Origin of the sequence: Streptomyces sp. NPDC012835 (assembly GCF_042900885.1) — a bacterium.
In the GTDB taxonomy this organism is placed as follows: Bacteria; Actinomycetota; Actinomycetes; order Streptomycetales; family Streptomycetaceae; genus Streptomyces.
This window is the reverse complement of sequence record NZ_JBIBBW010000008.1, coordinates 78,577-105,454: the sequence shown is the minus strand read 5'-3', so window position 1 is coordinate 105,454 and position 26,878 is coordinate 78,577. Positions and strand designations below refer to the sequence as shown.

20 protein-coding genes are annotated in these 26,878 nt (G+C 71.9%); 5 read left to right on the top strand and 15 right to left on the bottom strand.

The annotated features are described in order from the left end of the window. Positions 1-38 precede the first annotated feature (38 nt). The 3 genes from ACFY6S_RS27720 to ACFY6S_RS27710 are packed head-to-tail and all read right to left on the bottom strand — an operon-like array spanning position 39 to position 3,195. Positions 39-956 (bottom strand): carbohydrate ABC transporter permease, encoded by a 918-nt coding sequence (locus ACFY6S_RS27720; protein WP_388818346.1) that lies wholly within the window; start codon positions 954-956, stop codon positions 39-41. Beyond that, positions 953-1,945, bottom strand: a complete 993-nt coding sequence (locus ACFY6S_RS27715) for a carbohydrate ABC transporter permease (protein WP_388818342.1) — start codon at positions 1,943-1,945, stop codon at positions 953-955. The genes ACFY6S_RS27720 and ACFY6S_RS27715 overlap by 4 nt, the downstream gene beginning before the upstream one ends. Before the next feature lie 5 nt (positions 1,946-1,950). Next, positions 1,951-3,195: a sugar ABC transporter substrate-binding protein gene (locus ACFY6S_RS27710; protein WP_388818339.1), complete on the bottom strand. Its 1,245-nt coding sequence runs from the start codon at positions 3,193-3,195 to the stop codon at positions 1,951-1,953. Between the two features lie 232 nt (positions 3,196-3,427). Between ACFY6S_RS27710 and ACFY6S_RS27705 the strand changes: the two genes are divergently transcribed. Further along, a complete protein-coding gene (locus tag ACFY6S_RS27705) occupies positions 3,428-4,426 on the top strand; it encodes an acetylxylan esterase (RefSeq protein WP_388818336.1) in 999 nt (332 codons plus the stop codon). Between the two features lie 144 nt (positions 4,427-4,570). Here the strand turns inward: ACFY6S_RS27705 and ACFY6S_RS27700 are convergent, their stop codons facing one another. The 8 genes from ACFY6S_RS27700 to ACFY6S_RS27665 form a co-directional block, all read right to left on the bottom strand. Further along, positions 4,571-5,626, bottom strand: a complete 1,056-nt coding sequence (locus tag ACFY6S_RS27700) for a LacI family DNA-binding transcriptional regulator (protein WP_388818333.1) — start codon at positions 5,624-5,626, stop codon at positions 4,571-4,573. 164 nt (positions 5,627-5,790) lie between these two features. Further along, positions 5,791-7,653, bottom strand: coding sequence for a glycoside hydrolase family 76 protein (locus ACFY6S_RS27695; protein WP_388818330.1), 1,863 nt, complete (start codon positions 7,651-7,653; stop codon positions 5,791-5,793). A 106-nt stretch (positions 7,654-7,759) separates the two neighbouring features. Beyond that, a complete protein-coding gene (locus ACFY6S_RS27690; RefSeq protein ID WP_388818327.1) occupies positions 7,760-10,066 on the bottom strand; it encodes an AbfB domain-containing protein in 2,307 nt (768 codons plus the stop codon). 347 nt (positions 10,067-10,413) lie between these two features. Continuing rightward, the gene (locus ACFY6S_RS27685) at positions 10,414-11,241 is read right to left on the bottom strand and encodes an aldo/keto reductase (protein ID WP_388818324.1); all 828 of its coding nucleotides are present in this window, start codon (positions 11,239-11,241) and stop codon (positions 10,414-10,416) included. Between the two features lie 120 nt (positions 11,242-11,361). Continuing rightward, positions 11,362-12,777, bottom strand: coding sequence for an NAD-dependent succinate-semialdehyde dehydrogenase (locus tag ACFY6S_RS27680; RefSeq protein ID WP_388818321.1), 1,416 nt, complete (start codon positions 12,775-12,777; stop codon positions 11,362-11,364). A gap of 346 nt (positions 12,778-13,123) precedes the next feature. Then, positions 13,124-14,404: an NAD(P)/FAD-dependent oxidoreductase gene (locus ACFY6S_RS27675; RefSeq protein WP_388818318.1), complete on the bottom strand. Its 1,281-nt coding sequence runs from the start codon at positions 14,402-14,404 to the stop codon at positions 13,124-13,126. Positions 14,405-14,473: 69 nt separating this feature from the next. Beyond that, positions 14,474-16,591, bottom strand: coding sequence for an MMPL family transporter (locus ACFY6S_RS27670; protein WP_388818315.1), 2,118 nt, complete (start codon positions 16,589-16,591; stop codon positions 14,474-14,476). A 157-nt stretch (positions 16,592-16,748) separates the two neighbouring features. Continuing rightward, positions 16,749-17,246 carry a MarR family winged helix-turn-helix transcriptional regulator gene (locus ACFY6S_RS27665; RefSeq protein ID WP_388818312.1) on the bottom strand — a complete coding sequence of 166 codons (498 nt, stop codon included), beginning with the start codon at positions 17,244-17,246 and terminating at the stop codon, positions 16,749-16,751. Positions 17,247-17,642: 396 nt separating this feature from the next. Between ACFY6S_RS27665 and ACFY6S_RS27660 the strand changes: the two genes are divergently transcribed. From ACFY6S_RS27660 to ACFY6S_RS27645, 4 genes are read left to right on the top strand one after another with little or no spacing between them, the layout of a single operon-like run. Next, on the top strand, positions 17,643-18,716 hold the full coding sequence (locus ACFY6S_RS27660; protein WP_388818309.1) for a polyprenyl synthetase family protein: 1,074 nt from the start codon (positions 17,643-17,645) through the stop codon (positions 18,714-18,716). Between the two features lie 58 nt (positions 18,717-18,774). Continuing rightward, a complete protein-coding gene (crtI, locus tag ACFY6S_RS27655; protein ID WP_388818306.1) occupies positions 18,775-20,307 on the top strand; it encodes a phytoene desaturase family protein in 1,533 nt (510 codons plus the stop codon). Continuing rightward, positions 20,304-21,317, top strand: a complete 1,014-nt coding sequence (locus tag ACFY6S_RS27650) for a phytoene/squalene synthase family protein (protein ID WP_388818303.1) — start codon at positions 20,304-20,306, stop codon at positions 21,315-21,317. Before crtI ends, ACFY6S_RS27650 begins: the two co-directional genes overlap by 4 nt. Beyond that, positions 21,314-22,357 carry a DUF5914 domain-containing protein gene (locus tag ACFY6S_RS27645; protein WP_388818299.1) on the top strand — a complete coding sequence of 348 codons (1,044 nt, stop codon included), beginning with the start codon at positions 21,314-21,316 and terminating at the stop codon, positions 22,355-22,357. The genes ACFY6S_RS27650 and ACFY6S_RS27645 overlap by 4 nt, the downstream gene beginning before the upstream one ends. A 5-nt stretch (positions 22,358-22,362) precedes the next feature. Here the strand turns inward: ACFY6S_RS27645 and ACFY6S_RS27640 are convergent, their stop codons facing one another. The 4 genes from ACFY6S_RS27640 to ACFY6S_RS27625 form a co-directional block, all read right to left on the bottom strand. Then, positions 22,363-23,913: an FAD-dependent oxidoreductase gene (locus ACFY6S_RS27640; protein ID WP_388818296.1), complete on the bottom strand. Its 1,551-nt coding sequence runs from the start codon at positions 23,911-23,913 to the stop codon at positions 22,363-22,365. 228 nt (positions 23,914-24,141) lie between these two features. Next, positions 24,142-25,401 (bottom strand): lycopene cyclase family protein, encoded by a 1,260-nt coding sequence (locus ACFY6S_RS27635; RefSeq protein WP_388818293.1) that lies wholly within the window; start codon positions 25,399-25,401, stop codon positions 24,142-24,144. Between the two features lie 143 nt (positions 25,402-25,544). Continuing rightward, positions 25,545-25,874, bottom strand: coding sequence for an antibiotic biosynthesis monooxygenase family protein (locus ACFY6S_RS27630; protein WP_388818290.1), 330 nt, complete (start codon positions 25,872-25,874; stop codon positions 25,545-25,547). Positions 25,875-25,955: 81 nt separating this feature from the next. Further along, positions 25,956-26,777: a tyrosinase family protein gene (locus ACFY6S_RS27625; RefSeq protein WP_388819763.1), complete on the bottom strand. Its 822-nt coding sequence runs from the start codon at positions 26,775-26,777 to the stop codon at positions 25,956-25,958. Positions 26,778-26,878: the final 101 nt, after the last annotated feature.

Genomic DNA, 26,878 nt, shown 5'->3' with positions numbered 1-26,878 from the left:
AGGAGATGAGAGGCCGGCCGGAGACCGGCGGTGGCGGGCTACTTCATGCCCGCCGTGGCGATGCCCTGGGTGAAGTGCCGCTGGAGGGCGATGAACACCACCAGGACCGGCAGCACGATCAGGAAGGAGCCGGCCATGAGCATGCCGTTCGAGCCTCCCGCCTTGTTGGGGTCGGTGGCGAACGTGGCCAGGGCCACCGGCAGGGTGTATTTGCCGGGGTCGTTGGTCGCGATGAGCGGCCAGACGAAGTTGTTCCAGGACCCCAGGAACGTGAAGATCGAGAGTGTCGCCAGCGCGGGCTTCACCAGGGGCATCACGATCCGCCAGAAGATGTACCACTCACCGGCGCCGTCCATCCGGGCCGCTTCCAGCAGCTCGTCCGGTATCGACTGCATGAACTGGCGCATCAGGAAGACCCCGAAGGCTCCGGCGGCGAACGGCAGCACCAGACCGGCGTACGAGTCGATCAGCCCCATCTTGCTCATCAGCACGAAGAGCGGGAGCAGCATCAGGTTGCCGGGCACCATGAGCGCGCCGAGCACCAGCCCGAAGATCTTGTCGCGCCCGACGAACCTCAGCTTGGCCAGGGCGTACCCGAGCATCGAGCAGAACACCAGGTTCGACACGGTCACGAGGACCGCCACGATCACCGAGTTCATGAAGTAGAGCGGCAGATCGAGCTTGTCGAGCAGGTCCCGGAAGTTGTCCAGGGTCCACTCGGTCGGTATCCACACGGGCGGGCTGGAGGTCAGTTCGCCGGGTGTCTTGAAGGCGGACAGGGCCATCCACAGGAACGGCGCCGACATGATCAGCAGGCCGAGCGCGAGCAGCGCGTAGACGAGGACCCGCCTCTTCCCCGATCGGGCACGGCGGCCGCGGGACCGGTCCGGCTCGGGGGACCCGGCCTGCTGCGAGGGCGCCGTCACCGCGGCCCCCGGTGCACTGGTGGCGCTCATTTCGTGTTGTCCTTCAGCAGTCGGAGCTGGAGCACCGTGATGCCCATGATCACTACGAAGAGGACATACGCCATGGCGCTCGCATAGCCCATGTGGAAGAAGTTGAAGCCCTCGCGGTACATGTTCAGCGAAATGGTGAGTGTGGAGTCCGAGGGACCCCCCTGCGTCATCACGAACGGCTCCTCGAACACGTTGAGGTAGCCGATGGTGGTGATGACCGTGGCATAGAGCAGTGTGGGCCGCAGCAGCGGGACGGTGATCCGGCGGAACTCCTGCCAGAGCCCGGCGCCGTCCAGCCGCGCCGCCTCCCGTACCTCGGTGGGGATCGCCTGGAGCCCGGCGATGAAGAGCACCATGACCGTTCCGAGATTGCGCCAGACCGCCATCGCGATCATCGAGGGCATGGCAAGGGTCTCGGAGCCGAGGAAGTCCGGTGCGGTCAGCCCCACTTCGGAGAAGAGGCCGGCGACGAGTCCGTCGCTCGGGTCGAGCACGAACCGCCAGACCACGGCGACCGCGACGATGGTGGTGACCACCGGGGCGTAGAAACCGACGCGGAAGAAGGTACGCGCCCGGTCGATGCCGTTGTTCAGCAGCACGGCGACGAGCAGTCCCAGGAAGACGGTCAGCGGGACACCGACGACCACGAAGTACGCCGTGTTGAAGAGGGACTTGAGGAACTTGTCGTCGTTGAAGAGATCGACGTAGTTCTCGAAGCCGATGAAGTTCGCGTCCAGCGGGCGTGTGACATTGCGCAGCCCGAAGTCGGTGAAGCTCATCACCAGCGTGGCGAGGATCGGGACGGCCATGAAGACCAGGAAGAGGACCAGGAAGGGAGTGGAGAACAGCCAGCCGGCCATGTTCTGCACGCCCATCGTGGACTTCCGGCGCCTTCGCGGCTCCTCGGGCCCGCCGGCCGGGACTGCGAGCGCCCCTGTCCCGGCCCGTGCTTCGGCCGTCCGTGCGGCCTTTCCTGTCGTGGTGCTCATGGCTCCTACTTCACGAGCCCTTCGATCTGGGACTGCGCGGTCCGCAACGCGTCCTCGGCGGACGCCTTGCCCTGCGTGACCTTGGCGATGGCCTGGTCGACCTTGTCCGTGATCTCCGTCCACCGGGCCAGCGAAGGCGACGACTTGGCGGTGTCCATCTGCTTCTTGAAGACCTGGAGGTCCGCGTCGTCGGAGAGGTCGCCGGAGGTCCAGGCGGAGGTGTTGGCCGGCAGGTCCTTGGTGCGCTCGTACCAGTCGGCCTGCCCCTTGGTGTCGGTCAGGTACGTGAGGAAGCGGGTCGCCGCCGCCTTGTGTTCACTGTCCTTGGAGATCACCAGGGAGGAGCCGCCGGCCATGGAGACGGAGGACGCGTCGGCGGGCACGTTCGCCACCGCCCACTTGCCCTTGAGCTGCGGCTGGCCCTCGTTCAGCAGGGTGACGTGCCAGGGCCCGCCGAAGAACATCGGGACCCGGCCGTTGCCGAAGTCCTTCACCACGTCATAACCCGGTTGCACGGACTTGTTCGACAGCCCCTTGTCGAAGTACGAGCCGTACTCCTTGAGCGCCTTGACGGCCTGGGGGCTGTCGATGACGGCCTCGCCCTTGGCGTCGACGATCTCGCCGCCGGCGGAGTAGAGGAAGGAGTAGAAATTCTGCACGGTGTCCAGGCCGCTGGGCTGGATGGACAGGCCCCACTTGGTGCCGGCCTTGCCCTGGTAGGCGGTGGCGAGGTCGCGCATCTCCTTCCAGGTGGCCGGAGCCCTGTCGATCCCGGCCTTCTCGGCCAGGTCCGTGCGGTAGTAGAGGACACGGGTGTCGACGTACCACGGCACGCCGTACGCCTGGCCGTCCACCTCGCCCTGCTTCCAGGCGGAGGGGAAGAAGTCCTTCTTGTCGAAGGTCCCGGTGTCGACCGGCTCCAGAACACCCAGCTCCGCGAACTCGCCGAGGTAGCTGCCGCCCATCTGCGCCACGTCCGGCAGGGTGCCGGCGGCGGCCGCGGAGACCAGCTTCTGATGGGCGACGTCCCAGCCGACCGGGGTCACCTTCACGGTGATGTTCGGGTGGGCCGCGGTGTACTCCTCGGCCACGTCCGCGAGCTTCTCGCCCTCGGCTCCCATGGCCCAGACGGTGATCGTCTGCTTCTCGTCCGCGGCGACGTCACCGCCGCCCGAGCCGCCGCACGCGGTGATGCCGAAGGCGAGAGCGACTGCGATACCGGCCGGGAGGGTTCTGGCGGTGCGGGGCATGGAGGGCTCCTCCTTGAGCAATCCGAATGTATGCGCTGCCTGTAAGCGCATACATCACTCTGCGGCAGATGGCTGGAAATACGCAAGAGGGTGCTGGTCACGCTCGTGCAACGGGTGCGACATCCGCACGGTCGACTTTGAACGGTAAGCGCATATTTTGCGGTCAAGTGGAAGGTGTGACCGATTTCGCTCGCCGCCGGACGGTCCCGTGCCGGCCGATAGTGTGGAGATCATGGCCTCGTTCGTTCATGACTTCCCGTTCGACCCCGCCCACGGCTGGACGTCGGACCGGCTGTCGGCGGCGCCCGCGCCCCTCGCCCCGGACGATTTCGCCTCCTTCTGGCGGGCCCGTCACGAGGAGGCCCGCCAGGTCGCCACGGATCCGGAACTCGGGCCGGCCGAGGGCGAGCGCGACGGCGCACGCATCCACGGCGTGACCTTCACCTCGGTCGGCGGGGTGCGGCTCGGTGGCTGGTTCGCGCTCCCGGCGGAGGGTCCGACGGAGTACGGATTCGTGATCGGACACGGGTACGGAGGCCGCCTGGAGCCCGGCCCCGACCTGCCGTTGCCGCTGCCACGCGCCGCCGCGATCCTGCCCTGCGTACGGGGCATGGGCTCCCGCGGTCTGACGGCGGGCATCCCCGACACGGCCGACGAGCACGTCCTGCACGGCATCGCCTCACGCGACACGTACGTCATCGGTGGCTGTGTCGCCGACCTGTGGTGCGCCGCCTCGGCCCTGCGCGAGCTGGTCCCTGAGCTGGCGCCGGACGCCGGCGGACCGCCGCTCGGCTACCTCGGGGAGAGCTTCGGCGGCGGACTCGGCGCGCTGGCCCTGCCCTGGGACGACCGGTTCGGGGCCGCCCAGCTGACGGTACCGACCTTCGGCAACCACCCGCTGCGGCTCACCCTCCCGTGTACCGGCAGCGGGGAGTCGGTCCGCGCTTACCACCGGCAGCACCCGGAGGTGACCGAGGTGCTGCGCTACTTCGACGCCGCCACGGCCGCCACCCGGCTGGAGCTGCCCACCCTGGTCGCCGCCGCGCTGTTCGACCCGGCCGTGCCGCCACCGGGACAGTTCGCCGTGCACAACGCTCTGGCGGGCCCCCACGACCTTCATGTCATGAGCGCGGGCCACTTCGAGCATCCGGGGCTCGACACCGAGAAGGAGGAGCTGCGCGCCGCGCGGCGACGCTTCTTCCACGAGCACCTGGTGGGCGGAAGCGGCTGACGCGGGGGAACGGATGCGCGTCAGGGCGTGTTGCGACGGTGGCGCCCTACGCCCACCGCCGGCCGGGTGCGGGCGGCGGTGGGCGTGCGAGCGGTACCGGGGGCGGTACGGGGCGGTGCGGCGGTACGGGGCAGTGGCGCCCCCTCAGCCGCAGCCGCAGCTCGCACGCCGCACGAGCGAGACCGGCAGCATCAGCGACACCGGTTCCCGGCCGCTGTCGGCCAGCCGCCGCACCAGCAACTCCACCGCCTGCTCGCCGAGTTGGCGGATCGGCTGACGCACGGTGGTGAGCGAGGGCCGCACGATCCGGCTCAACGGGATGCCGTCGAATCCGGTCACCGCCATGTCCTGGGGGACCCGAACACCGCGCCGGTCCAGTGCGTGCAGGGCTCCCACCGCCATCTGGTCGTTGGCGAACAGCATCGCCTCCGGTCGTTCGCCCGCTCGGTCGAGCAGCGCTTCGGCGGCCCGAGCGCCCTCCGCCTGGGTCATCATCCCCGCCCGCACGTCCGGGGCGTCCGGCACCGGCAGCCCGGCGTCGCCGCAGGCCGCCCGGAAGCCCGCGAACCGTGCCTCCGCGTCCGGCGAGCCGGCGTCACCGCCGACGAACGCGAGCCGGCGCAGCCCGTGGTCCTCGATCAGGTGGCGGGCGAGCGCGCGCTCGCCTTCGGCGTTGTCGACCACGATGTGGTCCAGGTGGTCGATCTCGCGCGGCCCGGCGAGCATCACGATCGGCAGCCGGTTCGAAATCACCTCCAGATCCTCGGTCGGCACCGTCCGCGCGAGGACGGCGAAGCCGTCGACCCGCCCCGCGACCTTCGCGACCAGGCTCTCCGGGCCGCCCTCCAGGGACGCGGCGATCAGCAGCGCGTAGCCGTGCCGCCGCGCCGCCCGCTCCATGCCGCGGATGATCTGGTCGGAGTACAGCATCACGGCGTCGTCCGCGTCGCTCTCCGCCTCGGCGTCGGCCTCCGCGTCCGGATCGGCGTAGTCGGGGAAGCAGAGACCGAGCACACCGGTGGAGCGGCTGGCCAGGCCCCTGGCGCTCCCACTGGGCACGTAGCCCAGCTCGCGGGCCGCCTCCAGCACCCGCTCGCGGGTCTTGGCACGCACCGAATCCGGGCTGCGGTAGACCCGCGAGACCGTGGCGATGGAGACGCCCGACCGCTCGGCGACGTTGTACACCGTGGGGGCGCTCACCCGACCGACCGTCCGCTTCTTCTTCCGTACTGTGTACGTGCTGATGCAGGTACCGAAACTCTGTGAAAGCGCATTCACCCTAGATCGCCTGCCATGCGGCGAGCAAGACCGCACCGCCCCCGACGCCCGGGGGGCCGTCCGCCCGCTGCCCTTCCGGCCCGCTGTCAGCCCACGGTCCGGAGCCCCTCCGCGGCCGTCAGCGCCTCCAGAGCGCTCGCCTGGGTGCGCCAGTCGGCCGGGTTGGGCGGCGTGCCGGACCAGCGCTGACCGAGGCGGTTGAGGGAGTCCCGGTCGGTGGCCCAGATCGAGTCGGCCTGCTTCCTGATGTACGCCCGGTAGGAGGCCGCCCCGGTGGCGTCCGCCAGGTCGGCGAGGTGCCGCATGAAGACGCCCTTGAACTGCTTCTGGTTGTCGTCGCAGGAGCGCGTGGAGACATCGCACGACTCGGTCAGCACACCACCGCTGGTCAGCGCGGGCGAGGACATCGCCGCGTCGGCGAGGCGCCTGGCCGTGTCCAGATACCGGTCGCTCCCGGTGGACCGCCACAGCTGGGTGAAGGCGCCGATGGCGAGGCCCTGGTTGTAACTCCACACCGTCTGACCGTTGTTGCCGCAGTCCCTGGTCAGCCCGTCATTGACCAGGCCCGAGGAGTTGATCATCCCACTGGCGAGGTACCAGTCCGCTGCCGTGGCCGCGCGGGCGCCCCACACGGTGTCGCCGCCGATCCGCTCGTGCAGCGAGACGGTCAGCCACAGGTACAGCCCGTTGGTCACGGCGTTCTTGTAGGTGTGTTCCCGGTCCCACCACACTCCGCCGCCGCACGTACCGGTGTCCCAGTGCCGCTGGACGTAGTCGGTGATCGTGACGGCCTCGTCCAGGTAGCGGCGCTCGCCCGTGTGGTCGTACGCCGCCAGCCAGGCCACCGCCCACCAGGCCGCGTCGTCCACCGCGCGGCTGATGAAGTGACCCTCGACCGGGTCCGAGCTGCGCCCGCCCGCGGGGAGGACACCGCGGTTCTGCTCGAAGGTGCGGGCGATCGCCCAGTCGTAGTCGTGCCGTCCGGTGCGCGCGGCGAAGTCGGTGATCGAGGTGAGCGCGACCGCCGAGTTCCACCAACTGCTGCGCCACCAGCCCTCATCGGTGTGATAGGACGCCATCAGCGCATCCGCCGCCGCGCGCGCCCGGGTCGGCGCGGGCCTGGCCCAGGCCGTGCAACTCCCCTCCTGGTGGGAGGACTCACGGCCGCAGGCACGGACCGCCCCGCCGTGGAGCAGGCCGCGGGGGTCCCGGGTCGCGAACATGACGGTGCGGGCCGACGTGGCCCCGGACGGTACGCTCGTACGGCCGAGAGAGGAACCCTCGGGCCAGCTCGTCCCGTTGTCCCAGGAGCGGTCGAGCCAGATCTCGTCGCCGGCGCCGCCGTCCGCGACGACTCCCCACGCCATGCCGCTTCGCTGGTCGACATGGAGACTGATGGCGCGTCCGAAGAGGGTGGTCGACGGTACGGGGGTGTCGTCACCCGAGGCGGTGGCGGGATCGGCTCCGTCGCAGGACGAGCCGTCGCACACCGTCGGGCGCGCCCAGTCGGTACAGGCGACGCCCGCGGCGTCGCCGCAGGCGCGGATCCAGCCGCGCCGATGCCCCACCGGGTCGGAGATGTTGTACATCAGCGTGCGCGTGCCGGTCCGGGTGCCGGGGACGCTCGCCCTGCCGAGCAGCGCTTCCCAGGTGGCGCCACGGTCCCAGGACCGGTCGAGCCACACCGAGTCGCCGCTCGCGCCGTTGTCGATGCTCGCCCAGGCCATGTTGTCCGGGTCGGAGACATGCAGCCGCAGGGCCCGGCCGTTGATGTTCCTGCCGGGCACCGGGAAGGTGTCCTGCCGTGCCTTCGAGGGATCCAGTGTGTCGCACGCCAGGGCGCAGACCGGCGTCGCGGCGTGGGAGGGAGCGGGGAGGGCGACGAGGCCGGTCAGGGCCAGGAACAGGGCGAGGAGGGCGCCGATGACCGGACGGGTCCGCGCTGACATGACGTACCGCCTTTCATGAGGACCGTACGTGCGAGGGAGGGGGAACGGCCGCCGGTGCACAGGCGGCCGTTGCGGGTACGCGCCCGCTGTCCGGGAGCGACCGTGCTCAGGGAGCCCAGGGGGCCGTGATCGCCCAGGTGGTGTCCGGGACGAGCCCCGCCGGGTTGTCCCAGGTGTGGGTGCCGCCCTGCTGGGCCAGCCACAGTCGCGCGTCGATGTGCCGCAGATACTGGCGGGGGAAGGCGGCGGCCGACAGCCGGATGCCGTCACTGCCCCGCACCGGGCACCAGGTCGCGTCCTCCTTGTAGAGCGCGGAGTTGTCGCTCGCGTCACGCCGGACACGGAAGTCGCGGTGGCGCAGGTACTCACCGGGGTAGTTGCGGGACTCGAAGGAGTAGCAGAGTCTGTTGGCGAGGCCCGGCTTCACCTTCCAGGTGGCGTCCGCCTTCAACAGGCCCGTACTGCCCGCGTTCACCACCTCGGTGAAGCCGAGCCCGTCGTAGTGGCGGAGGTAGCGGTCGGTGTGGCCCGGTGTGGTGACCCGGATCGACACGTACTGCTCCAGCGGCAGTTCGACCTTCGGGCCGACCGTGCGGGACGCCGCGATCAGTGCCTGGTTGGCGGCGCGCACGCGGGTCTCGTCGACCTTGACGACCTGGCGGTCGTAGGTCAGCAGGCCGTTGGTCTCGTTCTCGACGTCGGTGATCTGTGTGTAGACGGCCGCCGAAAGGCCGTTCCCGGGAAGGGAGTTCTCCCGGATCCCGTCGAGCAGCCCGGCGAGCCGGTCGTTCAGCGCGGGCAGGCTGGGCTGGTCCTCGTAGCCCCAGCCACCACCGGGGTACCACTCGTGACCGGAGATCCGGAAGCCGAGGCCGCCGTACTCGCCGAGCACGGACGCGCGCACCGGCTCCGTCGGAGTGTTGCCGGGCCCGACGTAGTTGTGGTGGTCGACCACGTCGCCGTTGCCACCGTCCCGGGCGCCGCAGCAGTTGACGCCGCTCATGTTGTCCACGAGCCGCGACGGGTCGTACGACCTGACCATGTCCGCGACGCGCGCCTGGTCGTACTGGCCCCAGCCCTCGTTCTGGTCGACCCACAGGACCAGCGACGGCGAGCTGCGGTGCTGGTCGATGACGGCGCGGTACTCGCTCTCCCACTGGGTGCGGGCCGCGGCAGACGGGCTCTTGCCGGTGTCCATGGCGGGCATGTCCTGCCACACCAGCAGTCCCAGCCGGTCCGCCCAGTGGAACCAGCGCTGCGGCTCGACCTTGATGTGTTTGCGGACCATGTTGAAGCCGAGGTCCTTGTGTTTGCGCAAGTCGTAGGCGAGGGCCGCGTCGGTCGGCGCGGTGTAGCCGCCGTCCGGCCAGAAACCCTGATCGAGCGTGCCGGTCTGGAAGACGAACGAGCCGTTGAGCACCGGCCGCCGGACGCCGCCCACGTCCCGCACCGCGATGGACCGCATCCCCGCGTACGAACCGACCCGGTCGGCGCCGGCGCCGGTGAGTTCGGCCGTCACGTCGTACAGGAAGGGGTCCTCCGGCGTCCACAGGCGGGCGTTCGGCACCGGCACGGAGAACTCCTGACCGGCCGTCCCCGTCGCGCCCCCCACCCGCGTACCCCCGTCGGCGACGGTGACCCTGACGCCCGCGCCGTCCGCCCCGGTCACGCGCACCGTCACCCGCAGGGCGCCGTCCTGGAGTTCCGGGACCATGTCGAGCCGGGTGATGTGCGCGGCGGCGGTGGGCTCCAGCCAGACGGTCTGCCAGATCCCGGAAGCGGCGGTGTAGAAGATGTCGCGTCCGGCGTGCGGGGTGACGTCCTGGATACGCTGCTTGCCGACCGCCTGGCCGCCGGTCTGCGTGGGGTCGTACGCGGAGACGACGATCGTGTCGGCGGAGCCGCCGCTCAGCAGCGGCGTGATGTCGTACGAGAAGGAGTCGTAACCGCCGCGGTGGACCGCGCCGGCCTGCCGTCCGTTGACCCAGACCGCGGTCTCCCAGTCGCAGGCCCCGAAGTTGAGCTGGACGCTCCGGCCGTTCCAGTCCGCCGGGACGGTGAAGGTGCGCTTGTACCAGAGCTTGTCGTTCTCGGTGATCTTCCGCTGGATGCCGGAGAGCGCGGACTCCGGCGCGAACGGCACCCGGATCCGCTCGTCGAACACGGCCGGCTGCGCGGCGTCGCGAGAGGTGATCGCGAAGTCCCAGATACCGTTGAGATTGGCCCAGTCGGGCCGGGTGAGCTGCGGCCGCGGATACTCCGGCAGCGGACGGTCCACCGGGACCTGGCCGGTCCACGGGGTCGTCATCGGCGCGGGCTCGGGGACCCAGGCGGACGCGGCGGCCCGGGCGGGAGCCACGGGTGGGACGAGCAGGCCGGTGACGGCGAGTGCCAGCGCCGAGGCGGCGGTCATGCCGCGCCGCCAGATCCGCCGGGCCCGGGGGAGTCGGTGAGTACGGGTGGGTAAGAGGCTCGGCACGGTGATCGCTCCAGGGTTTCGGTGGCACACGGAGGAACGCAACCCGAAGGACGGTGGAACTCGCGCGGCGCGGCGGAAACGAGCCGTGCGAACACCACAGCAGTTCTCGGGCCATGTGTCCAGACCTGTCGCGGACAACGTTGTCGGACGCGTGCGACCGCACGGCGCCCCCGGCAGCCGGGAGCGCCGTGCCGGTGCGTGTGTCCGGCCCCGGGGCCCGTGCCGGTGCCCGGGGCCGCGCGCCGGACCGGACCGTACCCGACCGGCGCGGGAAGCCGGTGTCAGCCGTTGAACCTGTCCGGGTCGGGCCCGGTGCGCTCGTCACGGTTGAGGGCGGAGATCTCGGCGACGTCCCCGTCGGTGAGATCGAAGTCGAAGAGGTCGAAATTCTCCTGGATGCGCTTCTGCGTAACGGACTTGGGGAAGACGATGTCCCCTCGCTGCACATGCCAGCGCAAGGTCACCTGCGCCGTCGACCTGCCGACCCGCTCCGCGATGCGGGTGATGGTGGGATCGTCGAGCACCTTGCCCTGCGCGATGGGCGACCACGCTTCTGTGGCGATGTTCTGCTCGGCGCCGAAGGACCTGACGGCGTCCTGGGTGAGGTAGGGATGCACCTCGATCTGGTTGACGGCGGGCACCACCGTCGTGCTCTCCAGCAGCCGACGCAGGTGATGCGGCTGGAAGTTGGAGACTCCGATCGCCTTGACCCGTCCGGAGCGGTAGATCTCCTCCAGGGCCTGCCAGGTCTCCACGAAGTCCCCCGAACCCGGCAGCGGCCAGTGGATGAGGAAGAGGTCCAGATACTCGAGACCGAGTTCCTCCATGGTGCGGTCGAACGCCCGGAGGGCCGCGTCGTGCGGGTGCGCGTCGTTGTTCAGCTTGCTGGTCACGAAGACGTCGGAGCGGTCGAGACCGGAGTCGCGGATCGCCTGGCCGACCTCCTTCTCGTTGCCGTACATCTCCGCCGTGTCGATGTGCCGGTAGCCGGTCTCCAGAGCCGCCAGAGTGGTCTCGCGCGTCTCGTCCGGCGGGATCTGGAAGGTCCCGAAGCCGAGCTGGGGGATCGTCACACCGTTGTTGAGGGTGATGTCAGGTACTGCGGGCACAGTGGCTCCTTGCTGTCGGCGCCTGGAAAGGCGGGGGAGTACGGGCCTGGTGGGTCGTGGGTTGTCGACGTGATGACCTGTCCGCCGACCGATCGGCGGACGGTCGCCGTCAGCGGGCCGTCAGCCGGCGATTCCGCGCAGTGGCGCGTCGGGCGGGAGCACACGGACCAACTTGCGGTTGACGAATTCCCGCATGCCGAGCTTCGAGAGTTCCCGCCCGTAGCCCGAACGCTTGATTCCGCCGAACGGCAGATCGGGCTGGGTCGAGGTCGGGTGGTTCACCCAGACCATGCCGGTCTCCACGCGTTCGGCCACCCTGCGGCCCCGCTCCACATCCGCGCAGAAGACGGATCCGCCGAGGCCGTACTGACTGTCGTTGGCGAGGGCGATCGCCTCCTCCTCGTCCTGGACCCGGTAGATCACAGCGGCGGGGCCGAACAGCTCCTCCGCGTACGCGCGCATGCCGGGCTTGACGCCGGTGAGGATGGTCGGTTCGACGAAGGCACCGGGACGGTCGATCCGGCCGCCGCCGATCCGCAGTTCGGCTCCCTGCTCCACCGTCTCGCGGATCTGATCCGCCAGGTCCGAGGCCGCCCGTTCGGAGGAGAGCGGCCCCAGCGTCGTGGCCTCGTCGGCCGGATCGCCGGGCTCCAGCGCCCCGAAGGCGCGGCGCATGCCCTCCACGAAGTCGTCGTAGACGTCCGCCAGCACGATGAACCGCTTCGACGCCACGCAGCTCTGCCCGGTGTTCGCCATCCGGCCGGCCACCGCGGCACCGACCGTACGGTCGAGCCCCTCGCCGTCGAGGACGATGAACACGTCGCTCCCGCCCAGCTCCAGCAGACTCGGCTTCATGTTGCGCCCGGCCCGTTCGGCGACCTGGGCTCCCGCCCTTTCGCTGCCGGTCAGCGACGCCCCCTTCACCACGGGACTGTCGATGATGCGCGAGATCTCGTCGTGGCTCACGAACAGGTTGGTGTAGACGCCCTCGGGCGCGCCCGCGTCACGGAACAGCGACTCCAGGGCGAGCGCGGACTGCGGACATATCCCGGCGTGCTTGACCATGAGCGTGTTGCCCAGGACCAGGTTGGGACCCGCGAAGCGCACCACCTGGTAGAGCGGGAAATTCCAGGGCATGACACCGAGCAGGACGCCCAGTGGCTCATTGACCAGGTACGCCTCGCCCTCCTCGACGTCGAGCGGCTCATGGGCCGCGAAGCCGGGCCCGTGCTCCGCGTAGTACGTGAGGATGGAAGCGGCGAGGTCCACCTCTCCCCGCGCCTCCGGGATCAGCTTGCCCATCTCCAGGGTGATCAGCCGCGCCAGCGTCTCTTTCCGCTCCCTCATCAACCCGGCAGCGCGGCCGACCAGCGCGGCACGGTCCTCGACGGGCCGCTTCCGCCAGGCGTCGAAGGCGTCGGCAGCGGTTTCGAGCACCGCGTCGACCTCCGCTCCCTCGATGGTCGGGAACTCCGCGAGGGTTTCCCCGGTGTACGGGTTGACAGTGGCGAATGCGCTCTTGTGCTGCTCTGACATGGAATCTCCAGAACGACGGATGACGCAGGCGGCGGAACGACGCGTTCCGCCCACCCTGCGTGGTACCCGACCGAGCGGGTGGAAAACCGCCTATACATGTTTAAACCGGCAACAATCGCTCACGGGGGGCGGTGCGTCGGCCGCCGTCCGTCTCCTGCCCTCGCGACCGGTCGCCAAGGGTTCCGATCGGGGCCCGCCCGATCGCGATCGGGGCCCGCTCCACGGGGTCCGGCCGGTGTCCGGGCTCGGTCTCCCGGCTGCGGCGCGGATACCCGATCCGCATCCCGGCGAGCCGGCGCGTCCTCGGCAGCGGCGACCCGCCGTCCGCCCGAGGTGATCGGCGCGCTCAGAGGTGTTCCGGCCCCCGGCCGAAGACCTCGTTCAGCACCTCGCGGGCGGCCCGCGCACCGGACGCCAGCGCGCCCTGCACCGAACCGGTGGCACGGTGGTCCCCGCACACGTAGCGCCCGGCACTCCGCCGGGCCCGGCGGGTCAAGGGCCACGGCGGGGACATCACCGGCAGCGCGCCCTCGACCGTGTACGTGGAAACCGGCTCCCAGGACGCCGTGTCGGTGCCGTACACCTCCGCGAGATCCGACAGCAGCGTGGCGCCCCGGCCCGGCGTGTCTCCACCGAGCACCGAGGTGGAGACCAGCGAGCGCCCCGCCGGGGCATAGGTCGGAGCCACCTCGCTCAGCACGCAGGTGTTCAGGAAACGCCGTCGCTCGTCGAGAAGGAGCGTCGGTTCCCGCAGCGGCGTCATGGCGTTCGGCATCGCGTGGTAATAGGTCGTCACGGTACGGGTGGCGGCCACCTCCAGCCCCGGCAGCAGCCGGGCCGCAGCCGCGGGCCCCGTCGCGACGACGACCGCCTCCGCCGCGCGTTCCCTGCCGTCGGCGAGCAGCACTCCCGTGTCGGTGAGCGCCTCGACGGGCGTCTCCGGACACACCGTGCCCGGCGGCAGCCGGGCGGCGAGCTGACCGGGGACCGCGCCGATCCCCGCTGCGGGCAGACACTGGGTCCCGCGCAGCATGCTGCGCCAGACGAGATGGAAGAACCGCGAGGACGTTTCGAGGTCGTCGTCCAGGAACACACCGGCGAGGAAGGGCCGCAGGAACGCCTCGGTCAGTTCGTCGGAGATCCCCGCCCCGGCGAGCGCCGTCCGGGTCGTACGGTCCGCGCCGCGCCGGATCGCCGACACCGGGCCGAGCAGATCGCGCGCGCTCAGGACGCCCAGCGCCAGCAGGTCGCGTCCGGAGGCGAGCCGGCCCGGCAGCAGGTCCCGGGCCGAGCCCGGCCGCCGCGTGGGGTCGGTGAAGCGCGACCGGCCCGTCGCGCCGTGCACGAGGGCGCCGGGTGTGAAGGGGCGCAGTCGCAGCTCCCGGAGACGCATCCGCCGTTTGACCTGCGGATAGGAGGTGTTGAACACCTGGAACCCGCGGTCGAGGAGGAACCCGTCGCTGCGGTCCGTCCGCATCCTGCCGCCCACACCGTCGGACGCCTCCAGCACCTGGACGGTGCGCCCGGCCGCGCGGAGATCGGTGGCGCAGGCCAGCCCGGCGAGGCCCGCGCCGATCACGATGACGTCGGAGCGGGACCTCTGCGTGCCGTCGCCGTGGTCGCCCATGGAACGCACCCTATGACGCGGCGCGTCCCGGCGCCCCCGCTCCGCGTCCGAGCCGCGGGGCGCGGCTCCCTACCCGCCGACGCGCGCGTCCGGGGCCGGGCGGGGCTCCGGGGCCGGGCGGCTGAGGACGCCGGGCCACCACGCCTTGGGCCCGATGTCGCGTACCAGGGCCGGTACGAGCAGCGAGCGCACGACCAGGGTGTCCAGGAGGACGCCGAAGGCGACGATGAACGCGATCTGTACGAGGAAGGCGAGCGGGATGACGCCCAGCGCGGCGAAGGTCGCGGCGAGGACGACACCGGCCGAGGTGATGACGCCTCCGGTGGCGGTGAGGCCCCGCAGGACCCCCTCGCGCACGCCATGGTGGAGGGACTCCTCCCGGACCCGTGACATGAGGAAGATGTTGTAGTCCACGCCGAGCGCCACCAGGAAGACGAACCCGTACAGCGGGACCGACGAGTCGGTGCCGCCGAAGCCGAACACATGCCGGAAGACGAGAGCCGAAACGCCGAGCGTGGCGACGAAGTTGAGAGCCACCGTCACCACCAGCAGCAGTGGCATCACCACCGAGCGGAGCAGCCCGACGAGGATCACCAGGATGATCGCGAGCACCACCGGCACGATGAGCGAGCGGTCGTGCTCCGCGGTCCGCTGCGTGTCGTACTGCTGGGCGGTGTACCCACCGACGAGGGCGTCAGCGCCCGGTACGGAGTGCACGGCTTCGCGCAGCCGGACCACGGTGTCCTTGGCCGCGTCGCTGTCGGCCGCGTTCAGCAGGGTCGCGTCGATCCGTACCCGGCCGTCCGCGACCAGCGGCTCGCCCGCGCCCGGCTTTCCTCCTTCGGTCACCGGCGTGGCCGAGGCGACGCCGTCGGTGGCCTCGACGGCGGTCGTGACCTCGGCCAGTCGGCGCGCGTCGGCGATGACGACCGCCGGGTTGCCCGAACCGCCGGGGAAGTGCTCGCCGAGCACCCGCTGAGCGGTGACCGACGGGGCGTCGTTGACGAAGATCTCGTCGAGGGGCACGCCCTTCGAGGTGAAGGTCGGGGCGAAGGCGGCGCAGGCCAGCAGCGCGGCGAGAGAGACCGCCCACACCTTGCGGGGCGCGCGGTCCACCCGTGCGGCGATCCGGACCCAGATGCCGTGCCCGTTCGACGTGTCGGCGGCCGGCTCGGGTTTCGCGGGCCAGTACGCGCTCCGGCCGAGCAGGACGAGAGCGGCGGGCAGGAAGGTCAGCGCACTGAGCACGGCGCAGACGATGCCGATCGCGCCGACCGGGCCGAGCGCGCGGTTGTTGGTGAGATCGCTGATCAGGAGCGCGAGCAGGCCGAGCGCGACAGTGGCGGCGCTGGCGGTGATCGCGCCGGACGACTGGCGCAGCGCGGCGCGCATGGCCGCGATCCGGTCGCCGCCGAGCCCGAGTTCCTCGCGGAAGCGGGCGGTCAGCAGGAGTGCGTAGTCGGTGGCGGCCCCGATGACGAGGATGGACAGGATGCCCTGGACCTGCCCGTCCACCCGCACGATCCCCCGGTCGGCGAGAACGTAGACGACCGCGCAGGCGAGCCCGAGGGCGAAGACCGCGCCCACGATGATGACCAGCGGCAGCAGCACACTGCGGTAGACGAGCAGCAGGATCAGCAGCACCACGGCGAGGGCGACTCCGAGCAGCAGACCGTCGATACCAGCGAAGGCGTCGGAGAGATCGGCCTGGCTGGCCGCCGGGCCCGCGACGCGCGCGGTCGTCCCGGCGACACCGTCGGCGGCCCGCTGGATCCGTTCCACGGTGGGGCGCAGCTCGTCGCCGAGGTCGGGCCGCAGCGGTACGACGCCCTCCAGCGCCCGGCCGTCCTCGGACGCCAGGGCCGGTGAGACGGCGCCCCCGACGCCGGGATCGTCCGCGAGGGAAGCGAGGGCGGCGGTGGCGGCCTTGCGCCGTTCGTCGCCCATCCGGCCGTCGTCGGCGGTCCACACGACGATCGCGGGCACCGTCTCCTGCTGCTGGAAGGCCCGTTGGGCGTCGATGACCCGGGTGGACTCCGCGTTCTGCGGCAGGAAGGCGGCCTGGTCGTTGGTCGAGACCTCACCGAGTTTGCCCGCGTACGGACCGAGGGCGCCGCCGACGCCCAACCAGACGACGAGCAGGACGACGGGGACCAGCCAACGGGCCCATCGCGGGGTGCGGGACATCGCTCTCCTCCAGAACGTACGACCGGTGCGTACGGAAGTCTCCGTGAACTATTTCAACGACTAAGAATCTCAATCGTTGAAATATATTAGACGTTCCGGGACGGACGGCCGAGCAAGGGGTACCGAGCGAGGGGGACCGACGGCGACGGACGCGCGCTCACCCCTTCGCGTTCCGCATACCCTCCAGCTCCCCGTTCATGATGGTGAGAAACCGCAGGACGACCGACAGCTCGTCCTCGCTGAAGGGCTCCCGAGCCCGCCGGGTCGCCTCCGCCAGCGGCTGGAAGAAGGCACGCGCCACGGAACGGGCCCCCGCCGCGTAGTGCAGGTGGACCACCCGGCGGTCGTCGCTGTCGCGGGAACGGCGGATATGACCGGCCCGCTCCAGCCGGTCGAGACAGGCGGTGACGGCGCCCGAGGTCAGCCCGAGATGGTCCCGCAGCCGACCGGGCGTCAGCGGGTCGTCGGTGTCGAGGATCGCCGCGAGCGCCTGCACATCGGTGGCGTGGAGCCCGTGCCCGGAGGCGAATCCGTGGACCAGCCGGTTGATCTCGCCGTTCATCCGCCGCAACTGGATCGCGTACGCCTGGAGATCCGCTGGTGCCGGACGGTCCGGGGCTGCGTCCCCGGCCTCTCGGTCGTCTGTACTGGCCACGCGTCGACCCTATACAAGAGCCCACGAGCGTCTCACCGCCCTCGGGGACCGGGCAGCGCCCGGCCGGCCGTGCCGCTCATCCCGCCCGTACGCTCGCCGGTGCGGACGGCACCCGCCCGTGCCGGTCCACGGCTCCCGGCGGCGGACTGCGCCGAATGGCCCCCGCTCGCGGCCCCCGTTGGTTCTTCTGGCCGCTTCCGAGCCGCTCCCGGGCCGACCACGGGTAACGATGGCGACATGTGCGAGCCTGCCTTTGCTCCGGGGCGAGTCACCGCCACACCTCTCCACGGAGAGGCTGCCCGTTCCCTCACGTCCGCGGCACGCCCGTCCGCCCCTGCCCCGCCGTCCGCCGCGACGGCGGTCTCCGCGCTCCCCGTGGCGGCTGACCCCGACCCGGTGAAGACCGACGTCGCCGTGCTGGTCGAGGCCGAGCTGGAGCGGTGGTTGGGCACACGGCGTCAGGAGTTGCGGGACATCGACGCAGGCGCCGACCGGCTCCTCGCGGAGCCGCTGGCCCGGCTCGCCCTGCGCGGAGGGCAGCGGATGCGGGCCCGCTGCGCCGTGCTGGGCTGGCGCGCCGCCGGCGGGGCGAAGGAAGGCGCCGCGGCCCGCCCGGCCGCCGTCCTGGGCGCCGCCCTGGAACTGCTACAGGTCTGCGCGCTGGTGCACGACGACATCATGGACGGCTCGCGCACCCGGCGCGGCGAACCCACACTGCACGAGCAGTTCGCTGCCCACCACCGGGCGCGGGCCCTGCGCGGGGACCGCCCCGCCTACGGGACGGCGCGGGCGCTGCTGGCCGGGGATCTCGCGCTGGTCTGGGCCGAGGACCTCTACCGTGAAGTGCGGCTGCGCCCGGCCGCCCGCCGCCGGGCCGACGACTCGTGGCGGGCGATGCGCACCGAGATGGTGGTCGGCCAGCAACTCGACCTGGAACTGCAGGCGGGCCGCTCGGAGTCGGTCGCCGCCTCCCTGCGGATGGCCGAGCTGAAGACCGCGAGATACACCGTCGAGCGCCCGCTGCACATCGGAGCGGCGGCCGCGGGCGCCCACGGACCGGTGCTGTCCGCGCTGCGGGGGTTCGGCCTGCGCGTCGGCGTCGCGTTCCAGCTCCGCGACGACCTGCTGGGCGTCTTCGGCGACCCCGCGGCCACCGGCAAGCCGTGCGGTGACGACATCCGCCAGGGCAAGCGCACGTATCTCGTCAACCTGGCGCTGAGCCGGGCGCGGACACGCGGTGACACCGCCTCCGAGGACGTGCTGCTGCGCATGGGCGACGAGCGGGACCCCTCCGAGCGGAGCGTCGACCGGGTGCGATCCGTACTGACCGGCCTGGGCGCGGACCGGGCTGTCGAACAGCGCATCTCCCGGATGGTGCGGGAGGGCGTCGGACAACTGGCCGGCGCCGGCCTCGACCCGGACGCGGTGTCCGCCCTCGAACTGCTCGCCGCCCAGGTGTCCGTTCCATGAGCGCATACGAAGGCCACCCCTCAGCGACCACCCTCCCAGCGCGACGAAAGCAGGACCCATGAGGACCATCCCCGGGCCCACCGACCACGTCGTCGTCATCGGCGCCGGCCTGTCGGGACTGGCGGCCGCACTGCACCTGCTCGGCGCGGGACGCCGTGTCACCCTGCTGGAGCGCGCGGACCACGTGGGCGGCCGGGCGGGCTTCGCGCAGACCGACGGCTACCGCATGGACACCGGCCCCACCGTCTTCACCATGCCCCATCTGCTGGACGAGGCGCTGGCCGCGGTCGGCAGTTCGGTGGCCGAGCGCCTGGACCTGATCGCGCTGCACCCCGCCTACCGGGCGGCCTTCGCGGACGGCAGCAGCCTGGACGTACACACCGAACCGGAGGCCATGGAGGCCGAGGTGGAGCGGTTCGCCGGCCCCGCGCAAGCGGCCGGGTACCGACGGCTGCGCACCTGGCTCACCACGCTCCACGACGTGCAGATGCGCAGCTTCATCGACGCCAACTTCGACTCCCCGCTCGCACTGCTGGGCCCCGACCTGGCCCGGCTGGCCGCCCTGGGCGGCTTCGGGCGGCTGGGCCCCAGGATCGGCAGGTTCATCCAGGACGAGCGGCTGCAGCGGGTGTTCTCCTTCCAGGCCCTGTACGCCGGGGTGGCACCGGCCCGGGCCCTGGCCGTGTACGCGGTGATCGCCTACATGGACACCGTGTCCGGCGTCTACTTCCCGCGCGGTGGCATCCACGCGGTACCACGCGCCATGGCGGCCGCCGCCACGGACGCCGGAGCGGACCTACGGCTGAGCACCGAGGTACGGCGACTGGAGCGCGGCAGCGGCGGCCGGATCACCGCCGTCCACACGGCCCTCGGCGAGCGCATCGCCTGCGACGCCGTGGTGCTCACCCCCGACCTGCCGCTGACACACCGGCTGCTCGGCCGCGCACCGCGCCGGGCGGTGCCGCTGACCTGGTCGCCGTCCGCCTTCGTCCTGCACGCCGGGACCACCCGGACCTGGCCGGAACTGGCCCACCACACCATCTCCTTCGGCCGGGCCTGGGAAGGCACCTTCGACGAACTCACCCGCACCGGCAGCCTGATGAGCGACCCCTCGCTGCTCATCACCCATCCCACCGCCACCGACCCCACGCTGGCTCCGCCCGGCCGTCACCTGCACTACGTGCTGGCCCCCTGCCCCAATCTGGAGCGCGGACCGGCCGACTGGTCCGAGGTGGGTCCGCGCTACCGGGACCGGATCGTCGCCGAACTGGAAAGCCGGGGCCTGACCGGATTCGACGCCTCGGTGGAGTGCGAACGCGTCGTCACACCGGCCGACTGGGCCGGGCAGGGCCACGCCGCGGGCAGCCCCTTCTCCGCCGCGCACACCTTCGCCCAGACCGGACCGTTCCGCCCCCGCAACCTGGTGGCCGGCGCGCCCAACGCGGTCCTGGCCGGCTGCGGAACCGTCCCCGGAGTGGGCGTGCCCACCGTACTGCTGTCCGGCAAACTCGCGGCGGCTCGGATCACCGGCGCCGCCCGCCCCGTGCCACGCCGGCCGTCCACCGCCCCCCTCACCGGAGCCGCGCTGTGACCGCCCGGGAACTGGCCTCGGCCGGCATCACCGATCCCCGCCTCCGGGCCGCGTACCTGAACTGCCGGGAACTCAACGCCCTGCACGGCCGCACCTACTTCCTGGCGACCCGGCTGCTCACCTCGGACCGACGGCCCGCCGTGCACGCCCTCTACGGCTTCGCGCGCTGGGCCGACGACATCGTCGACGACCTCGGGGACGGCGCCTCGGCGGCGGAACGGGCCCGCGCCCTGGACGATCTGCAGAGGGATCTGGAGGCCGGGCTGTCCGCCGGACACGGCGACCACCCCGTGGTCGCCGCCCTGGCCGACACCGCCGAGCGCTACGGCATCGACCACCGGCACTTCACGGACTTCATGGCCTCGATACGGATGGACCTGGACACCACGGGCTACGCCACCTGGGACGACCTGGCCCGCTACGTCCACGGCTCGGCCGCGGTGATCGGCCTGCAAGTGCTGCCCGTACTCGGGACCTGCGCGCCGCGTGCCGAGGCGGCCCCGCACGCCGCCTCGCTGGGAATCGCCTTCCAACTCACCAACTTCCTCCGGGACGTCGGCGAGGACCTGGAACGCGGGCGCGTCTACCTGCCCGCCGACCGCCTCGCCGCGCACGGGGTGGACCGCGAACTGCTCACCTGGTGCCGCAGGACCGGCGGGAAGGACCTGCGGGTCGTCGAGGCGCTGCGCGAACTGGTCGCCTTCAACCGCGGCATCTACCGGCACGCCGCCCTCGGCATCCCCATGCTCGCCGCCGTCTCCCGCCCCTGCGTGAGCACGGCGCTGGTGCTGTACAGCGGCATCCTCGACAGGATCGAAGCCGCCGGTTACACACCGGTGCTGCGGCGCCGGGTCGCCGTTCCCGCCCACCGGAGGGCCGAGGTGGCCCTGGCCGGCCTGCTCCGGGTCTCCGCGGCCAGGACCCGGCACCGGCTGGCGACACGCCGAGCAGGCCCTTCAGCCCCGGCAGGCGAGAAGACGGCCCCGAGCGCCGAGGAGCACCAGCGATGAGCACCCGGCCCGACACCGGCCGCCCGGGAGCGTTCCGGCGCGGATTCCCGCTGAGCGTGATCGGCGGCACCAGGTGGGCCGACCAGCGGCCCACCTGGCAGGACGCCCGGCCCGCCGTCATCGAGGGCGCTCTGAAACGGGCCCTGGCCCGTCCGTCCGGCAACTGGTACGTCCTCGCCGGCTCGCGCGAGATCCGCACCGGCACGCCACTGGGCCGTACGGTCGCCGGCCGTGAGATCGTCGCCTGGCGGGACCGCGCGGGCACACTCCACGCCGCCCCCGGCGCCTGCCCGCACCTCGGCGCCCCGCTGTGCCGCAGCCCGCAGGTCGACGACCGGCTGGTCTGCCACTGGCACGGCCTGGCACTCGGCCCGCGGGGCTTCCCCGGCTGGGACCCCTACCCGGCCCACGACGACGGTGAACTGGCCTGGGTACGACTGGACGCCGTGGGCGGCGAGCCACCCCTGCCCGCGCCCGTGCTGCCCGCCCGGCCCGATCCGTCCGGTTCGCTGACCGCCGTGGCCACCGCGATCGGGGTCTGCGAACCGCAGGACATCATCGCCAACCGCCTCGACCCCTGGCACGGCGCCTGGTTCCACCCCTACGCCTTCGCCGATCTCACCGTGGTCGAGTCACCCGCCGCCCACGCCGCGCCGGCCGACTCCGATCCGGCGGCGGACCGCTTCGTGGTGCAGGTCGCCTTCCGGCTGCGCGGACGGGTGGGAGTGCCCGTGCGGGCCGCCTTCACGGCCCCCGACCCCCGCACCGTGGTGATGCACGTCATCGAGGGCGAGGGAGTGACCAGCGTCGTGGAGACGCACGCCACGCCCCTGGGCCCGGACGCCGCCGGCCGGCCGCGCACGGCCGTGGTCGAACTCGTCGCGGCCCACTCCGAGCGACGGGGATTCGCCCTGGCCCGCCGCGCCGCGCCGCTGCTGCGCCCGGCCGTCCGGCAGGCGGCCGGCCGGCTGTGGCGCGACGACCTCGCCTACGCCGAACGCCGCTGGCGACTGCGCGGCTCCGGCAGCCTTCCCGGGTAGGCGGCTCAGCGCAGCCCGGACAGCGCGCGCAACGCCGCGGACCGTCCGCCGTCGGGCACGGTCCACAGCGTCTGACCACGGACGCCCCAACGCGCCAGCAACGCGTTGGACGCCTGGAAACCGGTGGTCGCGGCCCGTTCCATCAGAGCCACCGGCAGTCCGCCGCGCACCGTGTCACCGGCCAGCACCAGACCCGGATGCCCGGTCGTCACCGACGGCCGCCGACCGTAGCCACCGACCGGGAACATCGGACAGTCGGCCCGCCACAGGTGGCGCTGGTCCACCGCACCGGCGGCCGCGGTCTCCGGATAGACCCGGGCCAACTCCTCGCGCAGACCGTGCTGTACGGCTGTACGGTCGGCGCCGGGGTCGACGGCGTAGGCGTGCAGTTCCACCACCGAGCCACCCCGCCGCGCACACCAGCGGGCCGCCTCGCCCTCCCAGCGCTCCAGCACACTGACATTGTCCAGCAGCCCGTATCCACTGGTCCCCAGGAACCCCGGCCGGTCCGCCGCGACCGGCCGGTCCAGCCACCACCGGGACACCAGGAACGGCGGGGCCTGACGCAACCCCGCGATCCGCTCCCGCCACGCCGCGTCCACCAGCTCGGGCGACCGTGCCACCAGTGCCCGCAGCCCGCCGCTGTCGAGTGCCAGCACCACCGCGTCGAAGTGCTCGCGCGCCCCGTCCTCGGGCACCACCGCGAAGCCGTCGTCCTCCGGGCCCACCGTGAGCACCCCCGCCCCGGTGCGCAGGCGCACCCCGTGCCCGGCCAGATAGGCCCCGAGCGGTTCCCACAGTGCCCGGGGGAACGGCTCGGTGGGCACGTCGAAGAGCAGCCCCTCGGCCGACCCGAGGAAGTAGATGTGGAACATCAGGAGCAACTCCGCCGCCGACAACTCGGCGGGGTCCGCGAAGAAACTGCGGGAGAACACCTCGAACGCCAGGTGCTGGGCCGCCTCCGGGAACCGCACCGAGCGCAGGAACTCCACCGCGCTCACCCCGTCGAGTTCCTCGTACACCGCCGGCACCGCCACGTCGAGCAGTGGCAGCGCGGCCCGCGGATTCATCGCGAACAGATCGCGCCAGCCGAAGGTGGGGCTCGACGCCACGAAGCCCAGCGCACTCCACGGAGGCGTGCGCGGTACCCGCCGGAAGCTGTCCCTGGCCCCGCCGGAGCGCTGGAGCGGATAGTCGGGAAGGCCCGTGAGCATGCCGAGCGCGGGATCCACCCGGCGCAGCAGCCCACGCAGGTTGTAGTACTGGCGGAAGAAGGCGTGGAAGCCACGGCTCATCGTCACCGTACTGCCGTCCGACAAGGTGGTGGTCCACCCGGCGAGCCGCCCGCCCAGCTCCTTCTGACGCTCGAACAGGTGCACAGCGACGCCGCGCTCGGCCAGCCCGGTGGCCGCGGCCAGCCCGGCGATCCCGCCGCCGACCACCGCGACCGACGGCGCGGGACCGGCCACCCGGTCGCGACCGCCGGCGGCCGGGTGACGCACCGCCTTCCGGTCCCGTCCCCGCCGCGCACCCGCGCCCGCCCTGAGCCGGTTCATCCGAACTCCCCGGGGCGCCGGGCCGAGGAGGCACGCACCACACCGGGCCGCCCGCCGGTCCTCGGCGACGGCGCAGAGCACCCGTGGTCGAACGCCGCCGGGCGCCCCCGCCCGTGAAGCAGAGTCATCGTCGCGCCTTCCCTCGGTTCGCGCCCACGGTGTCCGCTGGGACGCTACCGCGCACCGCGGACACCGGGGCGCGGACGCGCCGACCCGGTTCGCGCCTGCTCAGCGCCGTGGAGCAGCGCCCCGGTCCGGGTCTCGGCCACCGACCGGTCGACGGCGCCGCAGCGGCAGTTCCAGGCAGCTCAGGGCCATCGGCAGTACGGGCGACAAGAGGCCGACCGCGATCTCCTCGCGCAGCGAGGAACACCCGTCGAGGAAGCGGAGCAGCCGCCCGGCGGGATTACGCCCGAACAACTGCTCGAAGAAAGCGGCGCCCCCGACCCGTCCCGTGTCCAACGCCCGCAGCAACGCGGCGTCCATCGCCAGATGCCGGGCCCGGTGCGGTCGCGGCGGCAGCGGCTCGCGCCCCGCGAGCAGAGCATCCGCCACAGCACGGCTCTGGCGCTGGATCGTGGCGAAGGTGTAGCCCGTGGAAGGGCGGGTCGCCCCGCCCGAGGTTCCGATCCGGAAGACCCGCTCCCCGGCCCGACGCTCGAACCGCGCGTCGGTCATCGGAATGACCCCCTGCTCGGTACCGGTCACCTCGAATCCGGTGCGCGGTGTGCCCAGCCCCAGTACCTGCCCGGTGTAGTGGGTCAGAGCCGCGTCGTACTGCCGCCCGGTCAGCGGAGCGCGGGAGAACCCGGTGTACTCCACCAGGGCCTCGTGCTCGCTCAGCGGCAGCAGATAGCCGAAGGCCGCCCCCCTCTGCGGCTGCGGTACCCGGAAATCCATCAACACCGCCGCCGACGGGTCGAAGGCGGGCGCCTCGCTGCGGACGAACCAGCCTCGGAAGTGCTGGAACAGCGTGGTGCGGGCATCGGGAAGCAGACGGGACGGACGCGAATCGAAGACCCAGTCCGCGTGCAGACGCAGCGACCCCCGAGGCGTGTCCACATCCAGTTCCGCCGCCCCGCGACCGTCCCTGATGGCCGTGACCGCACCGGTGATCCGGCGCAGGCCCGGCGTGTCGGCGACGTCCCGGGCCACCAGGGCGGCCAGATCCGCCGACCGCAGCATCTTGTAGCGCAGGCCGCCCAGCGCGATGTCGTACCGCGACCCGTCCCGCCCGTACACCCGTACCTGCTCCCAGGACCGGTGCACCACCGCGTCGTACGGCCCGCCCGGCGGCTCCCACCAGCACCAGGTACGCGGCGCGCCCGCTCCGTCCGCCGCGGCGGGTTCGATCAGCGCGACGGCGGGCGTGCCGGGACCACCGCCCCGCGCCAGCCAGTGCGCCAGGGACAGACCCGCTGCCCCGGCCCCCACCACGGCAGCCACCACCGGCTCACCGGACGTCCCTGGTACGCACTCCTCCGCCATGGCGTCACTGTCGCACCCACGAGGCCCGGGGCCGCGGAAGGAGAGCCCGTGGCGCGAACCCGCGCGGCGGCACGAGCCCCTTCATCCGCCGGATGCCGCGCGACGAGAAGGCGGCGGCGAAGCCGCCGGCGCGACGACCTCTTCTACGAGTTCGCCGGCGCCGCCTGCTGCACCACCTCGAAGGACCACAGGGTGGACCCGCTCGCGGCCGGCTTGGGACGCTCGCCGCTCCCCGCGTCACCGCCCTGGTGGGCCGCCTTCATGGAACCTTCCATCCAGGCTTGGAAGGACGCCTCGTCCTGCCACCGCGTGTAGACGAGGTACTGGTCGGTGCCTTCGACGGGGCGAAGGAGTTCGAACCACTCGAAGCCGTCGGAGCTCTCCACGGCGTGGGCACGCGACGCGAAGCGCTTCTCCAGCGTCTCGCGCTGCTCGGCGGGGACTGTCAGTACGTTGATCTTGACTACGCTCATGCCCCCATCCTGCCGCATGGCGCTCGACGGACGAGGAGCGGAGTGGCCGGGCAGCGGGGCCCCTCGGGCGGGGCACCGCTGTCAGCGGTAGGAGTAGTGGAAGTCGGCGATGTCCCGGGTGTTCGGCTCGGTGACCCTCCAGGGGTCCATCACCACGTCGTCGCCGTGCAGTGTGGGGCTGTCGTCCTGGTGCGCGGGATGCCAGGTCCACCAGAGCCGGTCGACGTTGGCGTGGTGCATGTAGAAGAGCGGGTCGGCCGCCGCGGTGCTCAGGCGCGACATGGTGGCGCCCACCCACACGTGCACGTCGTCGTGCACGGACTCCAGCCCGTCGACGAAGGAGTTGAAGTCGCCGGCCCGCATCACCCCGTCGATCCGGTCGGTGATCCGCCGCAGCGCCTGCTGGTCGCCCGGCGAGCGGGCGACCTGGATCATGCCGCCCATCGGGCCGGGCACCGAGACCGCCGGCAGGACATCGGTCATCCAGTCCGGGATCCGCGGATCGGTCGTCCAGTCCCAGTACGGGATCGTGACGTCGGAATGGACACGGCGCAGGGCCGTCTCCACCTGATCCACGAAGACCCGGTGCCAGGGCAGGAACCGCTGCGCACCGAGGTCCGTCGGGGACGATGTCATACGGTGCTGGTCGTGGCCCATGTCGGCGTGGATCGCGACGATCTCCCCGAAAGCACCCGTCTGGTTGAGCACGTCGAAGGCGCCGATCAGCCGGGACCGCTCGGTGCCGGTGAGGTCCTTCTCGTTCTTGCGGACCTTCTGCGGCGGCTCCGTCCGGCGCAGAGCGGCCAGATCGGCGAAGGTCATCGCGCCCATACCCTGATGCGGTGAGGCGGGGTGCGCGAGCAGTTCGGGGTGAACGAGGGTGGCGAGCTGGTGCTCGGTCATCTGGGTCACGGCGGAATCCCGACTCTCGGTGGTCCGGTGCGGCGGAAGGTGGTCCAGGTCCGACCCGACCAGGATCGCCCTTCCCCGGCGGACACGCACGT